15 protein-coding genes are annotated in these 16728 nt (G+C 71.5%); 4 read left to right on the forward strand and 11 right to left on the reverse strand.

The window, feature by feature from the left end:
* Positions 1–115: 115 nt before the first annotated feature.
* From ACFYZE_RS15865 to ACFYZE_RS15910, 10 genes are all read right to left on the reverse strand, one after another.
* Positions 116–805, reverse strand: a complete 690-nt coding sequence (locus ACFYZE_RS15865; RefSeq protein WP_388993255.1) for a TetR/AcrR family transcriptional regulator — start codon at positions 803–805, stop codon at positions 116–118.
* Positions 806–844: 39 nt separating this feature from the next.
* Positions 845–1144 carry a DUF4229 domain-containing protein gene (locus ACFYZE_RS15870; RefSeq protein WP_388993258.1) on the reverse strand — a complete coding sequence of 100 codons (300 nt, stop codon included), beginning with the start codon at positions 1142–1144 and terminating at the stop codon, positions 845–847.
* A 106-nt stretch (positions 1145–1250) separates the two neighbouring features.
* Positions 1251–1775 (reverse strand): GNAT family N-acetyltransferase, encoded by a 525-nt coding sequence (locus ACFYZE_RS15875; protein ID WP_388993261.1) that lies wholly within the window; start codon positions 1773–1775, stop codon positions 1251–1253.
* Between the two features lie 8 nt (positions 1776–1783).
* Positions 1784–2947: an aminofutalosine synthase MqnE gene (mqnE, locus tag ACFYZE_RS15880; RefSeq protein ID WP_388993264.1), complete on the reverse strand. Its 1164-nt coding sequence runs from the start codon at positions 2945–2947 to the stop codon at positions 1784–1786.
* A gap of 41 nt (positions 2948–2988) precedes the next feature.
* Entirely contained in the window at positions 2989–3444 is a 456-nt protein-coding gene (locus ACFYZE_RS15885) for an Lrp/AsnC family transcriptional regulator (protein WP_351844867.1), read from the reverse strand.
* 104 nt (positions 3445–3548) lie between these two features.
* Complete coding sequence (locus ACFYZE_RS15890; protein ID WP_388993267.1) at positions 3549–4238, reverse strand: UbiX family flavin prenyltransferase; 690 nt, start codon at positions 4236–4238, stop codon at positions 3549–3551.
* 159 nt (positions 4239–4397) lie between these two features.
* A complete protein-coding gene (locus ACFYZE_RS15895; RefSeq protein ID WP_388993270.1) occupies positions 4398–6644 on the reverse strand; it encodes an ArnT family glycosyltransferase in 2247 nt (748 codons plus the stop codon).
* A 344-nt stretch (positions 6645–6988) separates the two neighbouring features.
* Positions 6989–7561: a Uma2 family endonuclease gene (locus ACFYZE_RS15900; RefSeq protein ID WP_388993273.1), complete on the reverse strand. Its 573-nt coding sequence runs from the start codon at positions 7559–7561 to the stop codon at positions 6989–6991.
* A gap of 314 nt (positions 7562–7875) precedes the next feature.
* Entirely contained in the window at positions 7876–8778 is a 903-nt protein-coding gene (mqnP, locus tag ACFYZE_RS15905) for a menaquinone biosynthesis prenyltransferase MqnP (protein ID WP_388993275.1), read from the reverse strand.
* On the reverse strand, positions 8775–10232 hold the full coding sequence (locus ACFYZE_RS15910; protein WP_388993278.1) for a menaquinone biosynthesis decarboxylase: 1458 nt from the start codon (positions 10230–10232) through the stop codon (positions 8775–8777). Before ACFYZE_RS15910 ends, mqnP begins: the two co-directional genes overlap by 4 nt.
* Positions 10233–10422: 190 nt before the next feature.
* Here ACFYZE_RS15910 and ACFYZE_RS15915 point away from each other — a divergent pair, with 190 nt between their 5' ends.
* The 4 genes from ACFYZE_RS15915 to ACFYZE_RS15930 all read left to right on the forward strand — a co-directional run bounded on the left by ACFYZE_RS15915 (position 10423) and on the right by ACFYZE_RS15930 (position 16237).
* A complete protein-coding gene (locus tag ACFYZE_RS15915) occupies positions 10423–10821 on the forward strand; it encodes a PLD nuclease N-terminal domain-containing protein (protein WP_388993281.1) in 399 nt (132 codons plus the stop codon).
* A gap of 552 nt (positions 10822–11373) precedes the next feature.
* Positions 11374–12339 carry an isopenicillin N synthase family dioxygenase gene (locus tag ACFYZE_RS15920; RefSeq protein ID WP_388993284.1) on the forward strand — a complete coding sequence of 322 codons (966 nt, stop codon included), beginning with the start codon at positions 11374–11376 and terminating at the stop codon, positions 12337–12339.
* Positions 12340–12495: 156 nt separating this feature from the next.
* On the forward strand, positions 12496–14607 hold the full coding sequence (locus ACFYZE_RS15925; protein WP_388993287.1) for a hypothetical protein: 2112 nt from the start codon (positions 12496–12498) through the stop codon (positions 14605–14607).
* An 85-nt stretch (positions 14608–14692) separates the two neighbouring features.
* The gene (locus tag ACFYZE_RS15930; RefSeq protein WP_388993483.1) at positions 14693–16237 is read left to right on the forward strand and encodes an ABC transporter substrate-binding protein; all 1545 of its coding nucleotides are present in this window, start codon (positions 14693–14695) and stop codon (positions 16235–16237) included.
* Here ACFYZE_RS15930 and ACFYZE_RS15935 read toward each other — a convergent pair.
* Positions 16234–16653, reverse strand: a complete 420-nt coding sequence (locus tag ACFYZE_RS15935; protein ID WP_388993290.1) for an SRPBCC domain-containing protein — start codon at positions 16651–16653, stop codon at positions 16234–16236. The genes ACFYZE_RS15930 and ACFYZE_RS15935 overlap by 4 nt on opposite strands.
* Between the last annotated feature and the right edge of the window lie 75 nt (positions 16654–16728).

The raw sequence follows: 16728 nt of genomic DNA on the forward strand, positions 1-16728 counted from the left end.
CTGGCCATGAGTCGCCCAGGCAATCGCTGTAGGCAATCCGGACAAGCGGTAACCGATCAGGCACGGCTTTCTTACGCAGCCCCCGCGGAAAGCTCACGAAAACCGAGTCGATCCTTTACGAAACCGTGATCGGTGGTGTCCAGGGCCGCCCTTCCATCAGGTTGCCGAGCCCCGCCCAGGCGAAGTTCATCAGGGTCGACGCGGCCTGCCGGGCGGAGACACCGGGGGTGACGTTGGCCCAGGCGGCGAGCGACTCGGCGGCCCCGACCAGGGCCTCGGCGAGCCCGGCGACCTCGTGTTCGGGCAGGTCGGGGTCGTGCTGCTCCCCGAAGCCCTCAACTCCGTTCGAGCAGAGGGCGTCCCCGTCACGGGCCGCTACGGCGATGAGCCGGGTGACGAACGCGACGATCTCCTCGCGCATCGCGGCCACCTCGGCGGCGAAGGGTTCACCGTGCGTACGGGCCTGGAGGTGCAGGATGGCCCAGCCGTCCGGGTTCCGCGCCGTGTGCGTGAAGAAGGCCTGGAGCCCTTCCCAGAGCTGGCGGTCGGCGCCGGTCCCGGGCCGGACGCCGGAGCGGACCGCCTCGACGAGGGCGGCGGCCTCGCGGCGGATGCAGGCGCTGAAGAGGGATTCCTTGGAGTTCAGGTACAGGTACACCAACGGCTTGGACACACCGGCGAGTTCGGCGATCTCGTCCATGGAGGCGGCCATGTAGCCGCGCTGCCCGAAGGTCTTCACGGCGGCGTCGAGCATCTGCTGCTCGCGCACGGCCCGCGGCATCCGCTTGGTCTTCACGGAACCCATGCGGGCAAGACTACGGTCAGCCCGCTGCGACACAGGCTTTCAGGAAGTCTGCCCCTGCGTCCGCGCCGTGTCGTCCGCCACGTCCTCCTGGCTGCGGTTCGCCTCGAGGTTCGCCTTCATCCGGTCCACCCGCCGCACGATCTGCACCGACGCCCGGTCCCGCTCCTTGCGCAGCGCCACGAAGCTGATCGGCGCCGAGATCACCAGGGCCAGCAGGATGATCCACAGGCCGTTGGAGTCGCCGAGGCCGCGCGGGGCGATCCCCGAGTAGACGAGGCCCCAGACGACCACGAGGCAGCCCACGAGGATACCGAGGCGCATCAGCGTGTATCGGAGCATCTCAATCCACTCTTCCGTTCCGATCCGTTCCGAACGTTCCCAAAGCGCACCGTCCAGTGAAGCACGCCGGGGGCCCGATCTTGCAGCGGGGTGCGCGCGACCCTGCTCACCCCAGCGGCAGCAGCATGGTGATGTCGTCGCGGTCGTCCCCGGGGGCCACCCGGATCGCCTCGGGGACCCGGCCGACCTCCTTGTAGCCGCAGGAGCCGTAGAACCGCTCCAGGCCGAGGCCGCCGCGGCAGGTGAGCCGTATCGCCTCTATGCCCTCCAGGCCGCGGGCCGCGTCCGCTGCGGCGGCCAGCAGGTCACGGCCGTAGCCCTTGCCCTGGTGCCGCGGGTGGACCATGACCGTGTAGAGCCAGATCCAGTGGGTCATCAGGCGGTGCGTGTTGGAGGTGAGGAACGCGGTCGCGGCCACCCGCCCGTCCTCGTCCCGCCCGACGAGCAGCCGGCTGCGCCCCTCGCTCATGGCCACCAGGTGCTTCAGCAGCTCGGGGCGTATCGCGTCCGGGGTGACCGGCGCCACGAACCCCACGGCTCCCCCGGCGTTGGTCACATCGACCCAGAGGTCGAGGATCCCGTCGCGCAGGGCAGGGGTCATGGCGGGGTCGAGCGTGAAATCGAGAGCCACCGGCCGGGTCACACCCTCATCGGCTGCGGCTGTTCCCGGCGCGCCGGGTCCGGGCCCTCGTACTCCCGGATGATCTCGTACCGCGTGTTCCGCTCCACCGGCCGGAACCCGGCGTCGCGGATCAGCTCCAGCAGGTCCTCACGGGTCAGCTTGTTCGGCGTGCCGAAGTTGTCCGCGTCGTGCGTGATCTTGTACTCGACGACCGAGCCGTCCATGTCGTCCGCACCGTGCTGGAGGGCCAGTTGCGCGGTCTGGACGCCGTGCATCACCCAGAAGACCTTGACGTGCGGGACGTTGTCGAAGAGCAGGCGTGAGACGGCGAACGTCTTCAGGGCCTCCGCACCCGTCGCCATCTGCGTGCGGGCCTGGAGACGGTTGCGGACCTTGCCGTCCTTCATGTCCACAAAGTCGTGCTGGTAGCGCAGCGGGATGAAGACCTGGAAGCCGCCGGTCTCGTCCTGGAGCTCACGCAGGCGCAGCACGTGGTCCACGCGGTGGCGGGGCTCCTCGATGTGGCCGTACAGCATGGTGCACGGGGTCTTCAGCCCCTTCTCGTGCGCCAGGCGGTGGATGCGCGACCAGTCCTCCCAATGGGTCCGGTGGTCGACGATGTGCTGCCGGACCTCCCAGTCGAAGATCTCCGCGCCGCCACCGGTCAGCGACTCCAGACCGGCGTCGATCAGCTCGTCCAGGATCTCGGAGGCCGAAAGACCGGAGATCGTCTCGAAGTGGTGGATCTCCGTCGCCGTGAACGCCTTCAGCGACACGTTCGGCAGCGCCTTCTTCAGCTCGCGCAGCGACCGCGGGTAGTAGCGCCAGGGCAGGTTCGGGTGCAGGCCGTTGACGATGTGCAGCTCGGTGAGGTTCTCCGACTCCATCGCCTTGGCGAGCCCCACGGCCTCCTCGATACGCATCGTGTACGCGTCCTTCTCGCCCGGCTTGCGCTGGAAGGAGCAGTACGCGCAGGACGCGGTGCACACGTTCGTCATGTTGAGGTGGCGGTTGACGTTGAAGTGCACGACGTCGCCGTTCTTGCGCGTCCGCACCTCGTGTGCGAGGCCGCCCAGCCAGGCCAGGTCGTCCGACTCGTACAGCGCGATGCCGTCCTCGCGGGTCAGCCGCTCACCGGAGCGGACCTTGTCCTCCAGCTCGCGCTTGAGCCCGACGTCCATGCGGATACCTCTTTCTGAGACTGACTCCGTCAACCGTAGCCCTACGCCTCCTCCGGCAGCTCCCCGACCCTGTTCTCCCACTTCGTCGACAGCACGATCGTGGTACGGGTCCGGGAGACGCCCTTGGTGCCCGACAGCCGACGGATGATCTTCTCCAGGCCGTCGACGTCCGTCGCCCGCACCTTGAGCATGAAGGAGTCGTCGCCGGCGATGAACCAGCAGTCCTCGATCTCGGGCAGGTCCTTCAGCCGGCGCGCCACGTCCTCGTGGTCGGCGGCGTCGGAGAGCGAGATGCCGATGAGGGCGGTCACTCCGAGGCCGAGCGAGGCGGCGTTCACCGTGGCGCGGTAACCCGTGATGACGCCCGCCGCCTCCAGACGGTTGATGCGGTCGGTGACGCTCGGTCCCGACAGGCCGACGAGGCGCCCCAACTCCGCGTAGGAGGCCCGGCCGTTCTCCCTGAGGGCCTGAATGAGCTGCCTGTCCACCGCGTCCATGCGATCGAAGCCTTCCGGTGAAGAGATCCGATGAGAGATCTGCAGAGTTCCTGAAGTGATGAGTGGTGCTGTGCTGCTGATGCCTGGTGCGCCGGCGCCAACGGTCACCGGACGGGCCGGGAACCGCCGAGTTCGCCCTCCCAGCGGCGGTACAGCCGGTGGGGCACCCCCGCGGCGTCCAGCACCCGCCCCGCGACGAAGTCCACCAGGTCCTGGATGTGCGTGGCGCCCGCGTAGAACGCCGGCGACGCGGGCAGCACCACCGCGCCCGCCTCGTCCAGCGCCACCAGCTGCTTGAGGGTCTGCCCGGCCAGCGGCGTCTCCCGTACGGCGACGACCAGGCGCCGCCCCTCCTTGAGCGTGACGCTCGCGGCCCGCTGCAGCAGGTCCTTCGACAGCCCGAGCGCGACCCCCGCCACACACGCCGTGGACGCGGGCACGATCAGCATGCCCTTCGCCGGGTACGACCCGGAGGACGGCCCTGCGGCCAGGTCCCCGGCGCTCCAGTGCCGCACACGGTCTCCGTCGACGTCGACCACGAACGTCCCGGGCTTTCCGTCGGCGCCCCGTCCCAGCCACTCGCGCAGGTCCTCCCGCCAGTGGGCGTCCCGGAAGGCGATCCCGGTCTCGTCGAGCAGGGTGAGTCGCGAGGCACGGGAGACGACGAGGTCGACGCTCTCACCCGCGGCGAGGAGTCCGCGCAGCACGGCGGCGGCATACGGGGTGCCGGAGGCGCCGGACACCCCTACGATCCAAGGCTTACGCGGCGTCTCTCCTGGCTTGACTGGGTTCACGACACCGAGCCTATCCGGCGCCGCGGGGCAGGAACGGGCCAAGGGGCCGGTTACCGGAGCCCCCGCCGGCTCCTCGCCCGGTACCGGGACCCCCTCATGAGAACGGCCCCTCCGCCCGCGAGCGGAGGGGCCGTCCCGAGCGGCCGGTCGGTGGGCCGGTCAGTGGCCCGGCGTGCACCGGTACAGCGTCCGGGCCGCGGCCGCTCCGCCGGCCGTGCCCGGGACGGCGGAGTCCGTGCCGCCGTACGCCGAGGCCGGGACGGGGGTGCAGGCGGAGCGGACCCAGTCGGTGATCCGCGCCGTGGCCGTCGTCCCACCGCCGCCGAACGGTGCGCCCGTGCCGCGGCCACCGCCCAGGAGCACGTACCGCACCTTGCCGGTGTCGACCAGCTCCCGGAACTGCGCCTCGGTCGGGAACGGCACCCTGCCGCTGAAGCCGCCGAGCGGCAGGACGTGGGCGCCGGTGGCGAGGATGTACGGGGACGCGCCGCTCCAGCTGGTGGTGGCGAACACGTAGGCGGCCGAGCCCCGGTGCGCGGTGGTGTAGTCGAGCACCTTCCGCTCGGCCGCGGTGAGTCCGCCCTGCACGCCGAAGCCGCCGAAGCCGCCCACGCCACCGAATGCGCCCGTGCCGCCGCGGGCCGCCCGGGTGCCGCGCGTCGCGCCGCCGCCCCAGGCCGTTCGGCCCGTCCGGCCGGCCGCCGAGACCACCGAGCCGTGGCCGCGGTCCGGGGCGGAGGGACCGACCGCGCCCATGCCGGAACTGCTGTAGGACGGGTTGAACACCTGCACCGCCCACGCGCTCGGCGCGAGCAGCACCGCCGTGAGGGAGGCCGCCAGCCCGGCGAGGGCGAGCCGGCCGCCGGACGGCGTACGACCCGGACGGGCCCACACCAGCAGGACGACGGCTCCGAGACCGAGCACGCCCACCGCGGGCGCCAGCCACGGCAGGAACGACGGGAACTGGCCGGCGAGGTACGCGCTCCACGCCGCCGTCGCCGCCACCGCGCCCGGCAGCGCCCATGCGCGACGGCCGCCGGCGCGGTGGGCACGCCACAGCAGCGCGACACCGCCACCGGTGAGGGCGGCGAGCGGCACGGCGATCACGCCCATGTAGTACGTATGGCCGGCGACGCTACCCGCGCTGAAGACCAGGAAGTACGTGGTCAGCCACGTGCCCCAGAGGAGGAATCCGGAACGGGTCCGGTCGGTGCGCGGCCTGCCCCGGCGCCACAGGAGACCGCAGACGACGGCGACGGCGGCGATCGGGTAGAGCCAGCCGGTCTGGGAGGCGAGCGACGTACCGAACATCTTCGACCAGCCGTTCTGGTCACCGCCCCGGCCGCCGGTCCGGCGCAGGGCGTTCGTCCCGGCTCCCAGGGCGTCCCGCGTCCCGGTACGGCGGTACTGGGCGCCCCCGCCGACTCCGGTGCCGCCCGTCCGGCCTGCCCCCAGCCCCGGGCCCGCCGCCTGCCCCGGGGCCGCCCCCTGCCATGGGCCGCCCCGGCCGCCTCCGCCGCCCTGTGTGGCGCTCACGCTGCCCGTGGAGGCCGCGCTGATACCGAGGGAGGAGAAGCGGTTCAGGAAGTTGTAGCCGACCACCATGCTGAACGCGGAGTTGTTGGTGGTGCCGTCCACGTAGGGTCGGTCCCCGGCGGGGGTGAGGGTGACGGCGAGCATCCAGGACGCCGACACGGCGGTCATCACCACCGCGGACACGCCGAGGTGCGCCAGCCGCCTCCGCAGCGTGATCGGTGCCGAGAGCAGGTAGACCAGGGTGAGCGCGGGCAGCACCGCCCACGCCTCCAGCATCTTGGCCTGGAAGCCGAGCCCCACCCACACACCGGCGAGCACCAGTGGGCCCGGCCGGCCGTCGCGGGCGGCACGCTGGGTGGCCTCGGCCGCCAGCAGCAGACACAACGTGAAGGCGGGGTCCTCGACGGCGGTGCGGAAGAGCCCCACGGCCACCGGGGTCAGCAGGAACGCCGTGCAGGCGATCAGCGCCGCGTTCACGCCCGCCCAGTCGCGCACCAGCCGGTGCAGGACCAGTAGGCTCGCCAGCCCCTCGAGGACCTGAGGAAGGATCAGCGCCCACGGATGGAATCCGAAGACGCGGGCGGAAAGCGCCTGCGGCCACAGGAATCCCGGCAATTTGTCGAGCGTGATGGAATTCCCGGGGTCGAAAGATCCGTAGAAGAAAGCCTTCCAACTCTCCGTCATACTGCGGACGGCGTTGGCATAGAACGTGTGGTACTGGCTGTGGTCGATCCCCCATGCGTAGAGCACGGCGGCGAGCACGATGACGACCAGCAGCGCCGGGCGCGCGTATGCCGGCTGATCCGCCGGCGAACGCCACGGCGCGCGGCGAACGGCACCGGTGGGCGGGGTGAGGACTGTCGTAGCCATGCACAGCAGTCTTGGGGCACCGGGCGCGCCGCCCCACCGAAAAGGCCCGTTCCAAGAAAATTCTCGACAGAATCAGGACGATTCTTTAACCCGACCGGACGGCATTTCAATCAGCGAAGTGCCGCCCATTACCAGCCCTGTACACACCCTGCCCACATGAATAACACAGTGGACGCACAGCTTTTGAGCCGCGCAGCTTTCAGCTGACCGTCGACGCCCCGTCCCAGGCACTCGCGCGGGTTCTCCCGCCAGTGGGCGTCCCGGGAAGGCGATCTGAGTCTCGCCGAACAGCGTGAGCCGTGCGGGAGACGACGAAGTCGACGCCTGCCGGCGGGCGGAGGGGTTCAGGACCGGCTGCGCGCTTTCGGGTCCACGGGGAGGCGGCCGGTTGTGACCGTCAGCTTGCCCAGCGGGGAGTCGACGGTCAGGTCGGTGCCGTACGGAATGGTGTCGCGTCCCAGGTAGCCGTCGGGTCCCGGGTTCCACATCGTGACGACCTGGCCCTTGAGCGGGTCGAAGATCAAGTAGTTGGCGATGCCGCGGGAGGCGTACCAGCCGGGTTTGAGCTCGTAATCCCGCCGGATGCTTTCCGGGGACACCACTTCAGCGACGAACTCGATGAGGTCGGCCGGGTACGCACTGCGGTTCTCGGCCTCTTCCTCGGCCGGGATCACCGCGATGTCCGGGCAGAACTCGTTGGTGTCGTCGAACGGGAAGGCCACGTCGCTCACCAGGGCCCATCCCGACGGCAACTGCTCCTCGACGATCGCCCACACCCGCTGGATCGTCTTCCCGTGGAACGGCCTGACCGGGTTCATCACGATGCTGCCCTCGACAATCTCCGTCAGGTAGCCGGGGAACATGTCCTCCAGCCTGCTGAGCTGCGAGTGCAGGCGATCCGCGTTTGAGACGGTCATGACGGCCTCCTGGGGTCCTGCCCTCGATGGTAGGCCGCACGCTACGGGAGCGTGCGGCCGTGCGTGCTCCGTTCCGTCAGTGCCTCACCCGTGAGGCGATCCGCAGGACGTCTTGCCGGAGCCGTTGCGGCCGGCGAGCACGGTCCAGCCGGCGCAGGCGCCGTCGGGACGGGCGATATCGTGGCCATCGCCCTGGCCTGCGCGGGACCGGGCAACGCCCACCGGCTGCTGCCGAACTTCGAGGCCTGGGGCAGCGACGGGCACCGCATCTGTCGAGGTGAACTCCACGTGCTGGGTGCCGCGCGCCGACCGGCCTACGGGGTGAGTCCGCGGGTCAGCAGATCCAGCAGCGCGCACACGAACAGGGCGATGCCGATGAACCCGTTGACGCTGAAGAAGGCCCGGTTCAGGCGGGTCAGGTCGTGCGGACGGACGATCGTGTGCTCGTAGAGGAAGGCGCCCGCCACGATCACCAGGCCCAGCCAGAAGAAGAAGCCGGCGCCGGTGACGACCGCGTACCAGACGAACAGTGCCGTGGTGACGGCGTGACAGGCGCGGGCGCCCCAGACGGCCGCCGGGATGCCGAAGCGGGCCGGTACCGACAGGACGCCGGTCTCGCGGTCCGTCTCCATGTCCTGGCAGGCGTAGATCAGGTCGAAGCCGCCGATCCAGACGCCGACCGCGAGGCCGAGGATCACCGCGTCCCAGTCCCACCTGCCGCTGATCGCGAGCCAGCCGCCGACGGGGCCCATCGCCTGGGCGAGACCGAGGATGGCCTGCGGGAAGTTGGTGAACCGCTTGCCGTACGGATACACCACCATCGGGATCACGGCGATGGGGGCGAGCGCCAGGCACAGCGGGTTGAGCAGGGCCGCGGCGCCCAGGAAGAAGACGAGTGCGATCAGGGCGCCGGTCCACGCGTGCCGCACCGTCATCGCGCCGGTGACCAGCTCGCGGTGGGCGGTGCGCGGGTTGCGGGCGTCGATCTCGCGGTCGATGATCCGGTTCGCGGCCATGGCGAAGGTGCGCAGCCCCACCATGGCGACCGTGACGAGGAGCAGCCGTCCCCAGTGGATGTTCCGGTCCCACTGGTACATCGCGGTCAGCGAGGCGATGTACGCGAAGGGCAGGGCGAAGACGGAGTGCTCGATCATCACAAGGCGCAGGAACGCCCTGGTGCGTCCGGGCTGCGGAATCGCAGCGGAGGCGCTGCTCACAGGCCGTACTCCTTCCAGCGGCGGGTGACCTTCGCCGCCGTATCGGGGTCGGACAGGACCATGTCGGGCCAGCCGCCGTCCCTCGTGTAGCCCTCCTCGGGCCACTTCTTCGTGGCGTCGATGCCCGCCTTGCCGCCCCAGAACTGCTGGTAGGAGGCGTGGTCGAGATGGTCGACCGGGCCTTCGACGACCGTGAGGTCCCGGGCGTAGTCCGTGTTGCCGAGGGCGCGCCAGGCGACCTCGTGCAGATCGTGGACGTCGCAGTCGGAGTCGACGACCACGATCAGCTTGGTGAGGGACATCATGTGTGCGCCCCAGATGGCGTGCATCACCTTCTGGGCGTGCTTGGGGTACTTCTTGTCGATCGAGACGATCGCGCAGTTGTGGAAGCCCCCCGCCTCGGGCAGGTGGTAGTCCACGATGTCCGGCACGATGATCTTCAGCAGTGGGAGGAAGAACCGCTCCGTCGCGCGGCCGAGCGGTCCGTCCTCCGTCGGCGGGCGGCCAACGACGATGGACTGGAGCAGCGGGCGGCGGCGCATGGTGACGCAGTCGATCGTCAGCGCCGGGAAGGGCTCCTGGGGGGTGTAGAAGCCGGTGTGGTCGCCGAACGGCCCCTCCGGCAGCATCTCGCCGGGCTCGAGCCAGCCCTCCAGGACCACTTCGGCGTTCGCCGGTACCTGGAGCGGCACCGTCTGGCAGTCGACCATCTCGATCCGCTTGCCCGCGATGAAGCCGGCGAACAGGTACTCGTCGATGTCGCCGGGCAGCGGCGCGGTGGCGGCGTACGTCACGGCGGGTGGGCAGCCGAAGGCGATGGCGACCGGCAGCCTCTCCCCGCGCCGGGCCGCGACCTGGTAGTGGTTGCGGCTGTCCTTGTGGATCTGCCAGTGCATGCCGATGGTGCGCCTGTCGTGGCGCTGGAGGCGGTACAGCCCGAGGTTGCGGATCCCGGTCTCGGGGTCCTTGGTGTGGGTGAGCCCGAGGTTGAAGAACGAGCCGCCGTCCTTGGGCCAGGTGAAGAGGGCCGGCAGGGTGTCGAGGTCGACGTCGTCGCCGCGCAGCACGACCTCCTGGACGGGCGCGTCCGCGGCCTTCACCTTTCTGGGCGGCACGTGCGCCATCGCGCCGAGCTTCCCGAAGGCCTCCCGCACCCCGACGAACCCGTGCGGCAGTTCGGGCCTCAGCAGGCCGCCGATCTTCTCGGAGATCTCGTCGTACGACTTCAGGCCGAGGGACTTCAGCAGCCGCCGGTCGGTGCCGAAGACGTTCATCGCGAGGGGCATGCTCGACCCGCGCACGTTCTCGAAGAGGAGCGCGGGACCGCCGGACTTCTGCACCCGGTCGACGATCTCCCCGACCTCCAGATAGGGGTCGACCTCGGCTTTGATGCGCTTGAGGTCGCCCTCGCGCTCCAGCGCCCGGAGCAGGGACCGAAGATCGTCGTAAGCCATGCGTCCCAGTATCGCCGAGAGCCGGTTCGGGACTCCGGGCGCCCCGGGGGATCGGCCGGGGGCCCGCCCCCAGCGGAGCGGCTGTGCCGCGCAGCGGCCCACGGAACAGCACAGCCGCCACCCGCTACCCTGACCCCGTCACCGGGGCCCGTCGCACGCCCCTCGCCGTCTCCTGGGGGATCGCACCACCATGTTCAGGTATCTGCCTTTCCTGCTGGTCCTGGCGCTGTGGATATACGCCTTCATCGACTGCCTGAACACCCCCGAGGAGCAGGTGCGCGGGCTGCCCAAGGTGGTCTGGGTCATCATCATCCTGCTCTTCGGCGAGGTGCTGGTCGGCCCGATCGCCTGGCTGGTGGCCGGCAAGCACCGCGGCCCCGCCCCGGCGCACGGTTCCACGCCCTCCGAGTGGCACCGCAACCACCGCACCGCCTTCGTCGCACCCGACGACAATCCCGAGTTCCTGAGGTCCCTCAAGGAAGAGAACAAGAAGGACGAGGCCCTGCTGAAGGAGTGGGAGGCCGACCTGCGCCGCCGCGAGGAGGAGCTGCGGCGCCGGGAGCGGGGCGAGGGGCCCACGGCCGACTGATGGAGCCGGAGCTGCTCGTCTGGAGCCGAGGCCGCTCGTCACCTTCGAGAAGGCCGCCACCGTCCGGAGCTCCACCCGGGCCGCGGCCGAGCCGAGGTACGTGCAGTCCGGTGCGACCGCCCGGATCCGGGCGTTGGGGTCCAAGCCGGGCGCCGAGTTGCAGCGGGGTGTGCTGCCGGTGGGCCCGTCGGCGTCGTCGACGGGTCCCGCGGTGTCCGGCACGTCGTCCGCCGCCTACTGCTGCTGCTGCGGGCGGCGCACTCCCTACGTCTCGTCTGTGGCCAACTCCCCTCGTCCGCACGGCATTTGAACACAAGTATCGACTTGCCCCGCAGGCCCGTGGCGTAGATGGCGGTCGCCGGGATCGCCGCGACGGTCGGCGCGGTCGGCGCGCCGGTCCTGGAGGCGGTGAACAGGGTCCTCGGGCTGCTGGGCGGCCAGTAGGCAGCAGGGCCGGGCCGCCGCGCTTCCGCCTCGGGCCGGACGGGCCGCCGCGCTTCCGCCGGGGTACGACTGAGGACGTCGGTATCGACTCAGGCAGGGAGCACCGCAGTGAACGAACCCCGTATCCCCACCATCGACCTGCGCCCCTGGCTGGACGGCGCCCCGGACGCCCGCGCCCGGATCGCCCGTACCGTCGACGAGGCCCTGCAGAGCGCCGGGTTCCTGCTGGTCACCGGGCACGGCGTGGAGGCCTCTCTGCGCGAGGGGATCCGTGCGTCCGCGCGGGGCTTCTTCACCCTGCCCGTCGAGGTCAAGGAGAAGTACGCGGCCAAGGTCGGCGGACGCGGCTGGCTCGGTCCCGGAGCCGAGGCCAACGGCTACGCGGAGGGCACCGAGACCCCGCCCGACCTGAAGGAGTCGCTGACCTTCGCGACGCAGGAGCCGTTCGAGGACCCGGAGGTCAATGCGGAGTGGTACGCGCCCAACGTGTGGCCGGCCGAGGTGCCCGAACTGCGCGGGCTGTGCGAGGAGTACCTGGCGCGGATGAGGCGGCTGGAGAGCCGCCTGCTGTCGCTGCTGGGCGAGGCCCTGGGCCTGGAGCCGGACTTCTTCACCCGCCACATGGGCCACCCGACGTACGGCTTCAACATCAACTGGTATCCGGGCACGGAGGTCGTCGGTGAGCCGGAGCCGGGCCAGTTCCGCATCGGCCCGCACACCGACTTCGGCACCGTCACGATCCTGGACCGCCAGGCGGGCAAGGGCGGTCTGCAGGTGTGGACGGACGACGGCGGCTGGGAGGACGCCCCGTACGACCCCGACGCTTTCACCATCAACATCGGTGACCTGATGGCCCGCTGGACCGGCGACCGCTGGCGCTCGGGCCGCCACCGCGTCCTGCCGCCCCCGGCGGAGGCCCCCGCCGAGGAGCTGATGTCCCTGGTCTACTTCGGCGAGTGCACCCCGGGCACGATCGTGGAGTCGGTGCCGGCGCCGGTGGGGCGGGTGGCGTACGAGCCGGTGGACTCGCACGTGTATCTGCGGCAGAAGCTGGACTCGATCACAATGGGCTGAGAATCGGCCAAGACGGAAGACTTCCGCAACCCGACGGCCAGGCTGTGCACCGGTCCGAATCAACTGCCCATTTTTCAACGGCGGTCTGGGTATACCTCACTTCTGGGTACAGCTCACAGCAGCACATCGAAGCGGACCGCGCCGGGGGGAGATGCGGTGGACGACAGACGGCTGCACGGCCGGGAGCCTCTGTTCGACACCGAGCCGCCCGGCCTCGCCTCGCGGCTCGTCGGTCTGCGACCCCACCAGCTCCGCTCCTGCCCGTACGAGCACGACGGCGACGTGCCGTTCGTGGTGTTCGCGGGCGGTCGCGGCCTCGGCAAGAGCGCCCTGCTCGCCGAGGTGCGCGCCGCCTACCAGGGGCACACGCCCGTCGCACTGATCGACGGTGAGGAGCCGCAGTTCGCCGGGCCGCCACCGGAGCGGCCCGGCGAGGTCTGGTCACCGGTCGCGCAGGCGCTGACCACCGTCGCCGAGCAGCTCGCCGAGCCCGTGACGGGCGCCCGGCGGATCGGGTTCCCAAGGCTCGCCTCCGGGCTGCTCGCGGTCGCGGCGGGCGGCTGGGGCGACCGGGACGTCCCGCGCATCCGGCAGGAGGCCGAGCGGATCCTGCTGCTGAACGACTCCCGGTCCTTCCTGGACGGCTTCGCGGGCCGCTGGGTGAGCAAGGTGGTCGCCAAGCTGATCGCGTCCATGTCGAACACCGGGCCCGTCGTCGAGCCGATCATCGAGGCGACCCTGGAGTCCTTCAGCGAGGGCGTCTCCCCCACCCACCGCCGGCTGCGCAGGGCGGCCGGCTGGTACCGCGACTACCCGAACGCGGGCGGCAACCCCAAGCTGGGGCTCATCCTGCTGTCCGGGCACTTCCGGGCCGGCGGCGACTCCCGCACCCACGCCGAGCGCCATCTCGTGCGGGCCCTGCTGGCCGACCTGGACGACGCCTACGCCGGCGTGGTGCAGCGCTCCCGCCGCGTCGGCCGCCCGGTGATCCTCATCGACAACGTGCAGGAGCCCGCCGGACGCGGTCTGCTGGAGTGCGTCCTGCGTGACCGCGCGGACGGCATCCGCGACCAGGTCGTCTTCTTCTCGGCGCTGCGCGGCCACAGCCACCCGGCGCTGCGCAACGCGGCCCGCCGCACCCTGGCCGAGGTCGCCCGCACCACCGGCTGGGAGCCCGGAGCCTCTCCGTCCTCCCGGGCGCTGCTCGTGTCGCTGCCGCCGCTCAAACCCGACGACACTCTGCACATCGTGGGCGCCGTCTGCCGGGGCGTCGACGTGCCGCCCCAGCTTCCGCACGCCACGCACCGGCTCACCGGCGGCAGCCCGCTCGGCATCACCCTGCTCGCCGAGTCGGCCCGGCAGAACCTGCCGCGCGGGGCCGCCTCCCTCGGCGCCCTGCTCACCGGGGACGTCACCGTCCACGACGAGCACGACGGCCGCCCCGCCTACCAGGAGCTGCTGGACCGGCTGGTGCCGGGCGGCCGGCTGGACGAGCTGACGGTGCTCGCGGCCGCCCACGACCGCCCGTCCGCGCTGGCGCTCGCCCGGGACCGCCTCCCGGACGACTTCGGCGCGGCCGGGGTGCTCGGACTGGAGGAACGGCTCGCCGCGGAGGGCTGGCTGAGCGCGCCGGGACAGTTCGTCGGGGACCCTTTCCTGCGCGCGCTGCTCCTGCTGCGGCTGCACCACCTCGACGCGGGCCACGCCCAGTGGCAGGCGGCGCACCGCGCGCTCGTCGACCACTACGGCGAGCAGGGCGGGGCCGATGCCGCCCGCTACCGGCTGCATCACGAACTCGCGCTGGGCAAGGCGGACTTCGCCGTGGCCCATCTGCGCGACACCTTCACCGGCACGGATGCCGGCACCTGGCTGTCCACGCTGGTCTTCATCGCGTCCGCGCCCTACTTCCACGCCCACGACCCCGAGGGCCGGGACTTCGACGGCGGCCATGACCACGACCACCGGGCCGCGGTCGCACTCGGCCGCACGGACGCCGAACAGCGGCCGCCGCAGGGCGTGGATCCCGTCCTGCACCTGCGGGTGCGGCGGCTGCTGCACGCGGTGTGGCAGCTGACCGACCCGCTGGTGCTGCCCGATGTGAAGGTGGCCGAGCGGCTGCGCTTCGAACTGGAGCAGCTGTCGAACCTGCGCCCCTCGGGCACCGCCCTGCTGTGGCGGGCCTCGCGGGACTGGCCGACGGACGCGCTGGCCGGACGGCCCCTGCGCATCCCCGGCGACGGTGACGACGAGAGGGGGGACCGGGGATGACCTGCATGGCGGCGGGCCGGTGCGGTCCACGCGGCCGCGGTGGCCGAGGTGGTCCCCGCGGACCGCACGAGAACGGGGGGCGATGATGGCGGCACGCTGGTGGACCTGGCTGCGCGAGGACGTCTGGGAGATCCGCTTCCGCCGGTATGCGGCGCTGCTCCTCGCCGCCGTGCTGGTGGCCGGTACCGCGTGGGCCGTCGTCGCCTACGTCGGCCGGCAGCCCTCCTGCGCCCCGGGCGTGGCCCGCCTCGACGGCGGCGACGACTGCGTGGGCGTGTCGAGCACGGCGTACGACTTCGGGCAGCCGCGGTTCGCCGACGTGGTGAATGCGGTGTACCGGGAGAACGACCGTCTGAAGCCCGGCAGTTACGTCAGCGTCGCGCTCTTCGAGCCGTTCACCGCGCGGGATCCGGACAGCGTCGACGACACGCTGCACGAACTCCAGGGCGCCTACCTCGCCCAGTACCGGGCCAACCACGACACGACCGGGGAGACCCCCCAGATCCGGCTGGTGCTCGCCAACACCGGCCGGGACGGGTCCTACTGGCCGCGCGTGGTCGACCGGCTGACGCGGATGGCCGAGGGTGCCGACCGGCTGCGGGCGGTGACCGGGATAGGGCTGAGCACCGACAACAACCGTGCCGCCGTCAAGGAGCTGACCCACCGCGGCATCCCGGTCGTCGGCTCCTCCATCACCGCCGACAGCCTCGCCAACGGGGCCGACGGCAAGGATCCCTACCCGGGGCTCGCCCGTGTCGCCCCCACCAACAGCGACTCGGCCCGTGCGCTCGCCTCCTTCGCCCGGGTCTCCGGGGGCAGGGCGCTGCTGGTGTACGACAAGCCGGGCGACCCCTACACGCGCACCCTGCAGAGCGCGTTCGAGAAGCTGGTGGCCGGTTCGCCGTACCAGGCGCAGCCGTTCACGCCGCCCGAGGACCGTACGCAGGAGGGCACGACCGCGAACCAGTTCCGGCAGATCACCCAACTGGTGTGCGACACCCCGAAGACCACGGACACGATCCTGTTCGCCGGGCGCCACACCCAGCTGCGGCAGTTCGTCAACGCGCTGGGCGCGCGCGGCTGCATGGACCACCGGCTCACCGTGCTCACGGGCGACGAGGGCTCGTACCTCAACGGGGACAAGCGCCTCGACTGGAAGGCCCTCGCGCGGAACCTGTCCGTGCGCTACACCGCGCTCGCGCATCCCGACGCGTGGAAGAAGGAGACGGCGCGGACGGGCGGCAGCGCCGCGGACGCACAGGAGCTCGACGGCCTGATCGCGCGTGGCGCGAAGCAGCCGGTGGGGCCGATCGGGCCGGTGGATCTCGCCGACGGACAGCTGATCATCGCGTACGACGCCATGCGGCTCGCGGTGCAGGGGATGCGGGAGGCCACGCCGACCGGCGACGCGGTGCCCGCGCTGACGGACGTGGTGAACGAGTGGGCGTTCATGAAGGGCTCGCACCGGGTGGACGGGGCGAGCGGTTGGATCTGCCTCGACGTGCACGGGAACCCGTACGACAAGGCCGTACCGATCGTGGAACTCACCCCGGACGGGGGTGCGCGGTTCGTACGGATCGCCTGGCCCGAGGGCCGTCCGCCCGCCAAGGAGTGCCTGCCGCCCGCCTAGGCGCCGTCGTCAAGGACCCGGGCCAAGAACCCCAGCAAGCGTTCGAACCGCTCCCGCCAGCCCGGGTCCCTGTCCTCCCCGCTCTCGTGCGTGAACCGCAACGTCGTCCCCGTCGGGCGGCCCGGCTCCAGGTGGAAGCGGATGCGCCCCCGGCCCTGCACCGTGTACTCGGCGACCCGTTCCACGTCCCAGGCCGTGATCCGGCCCTCGGCCGGGCCGTCCGGGAGCCGCAGGCCCACCGCGCCGCCGAGCCGCGGTTCGAACGGCTCGGCGGGGGCCAGCCACTCCGCGAGGCCCGCGGCGGAGGCCAGCACCGGCCAGACCTCCTCCACGGGGCGGGGCAGGCGCAGCAGGTAGTGCCGTACGTACGCGTCCCCCCGGTGCTCGGCGGCGCCCTCTTCGATGGGATCGGTCATGACACCAGCGTCACTCCGGGTGGAACGTTCCGCATCCGAGCCTGCCGTACGGCGAAGGCCGGTTCCCATGACCCG

It is taken from the genome of Streptomyces sp. NPDC001796, assembly GCF_042892355.1.
GTDB lineage: Bacteria > Actinomycetota > Actinomycetes > Streptomycetales > Streptomycetaceae > Streptomyces.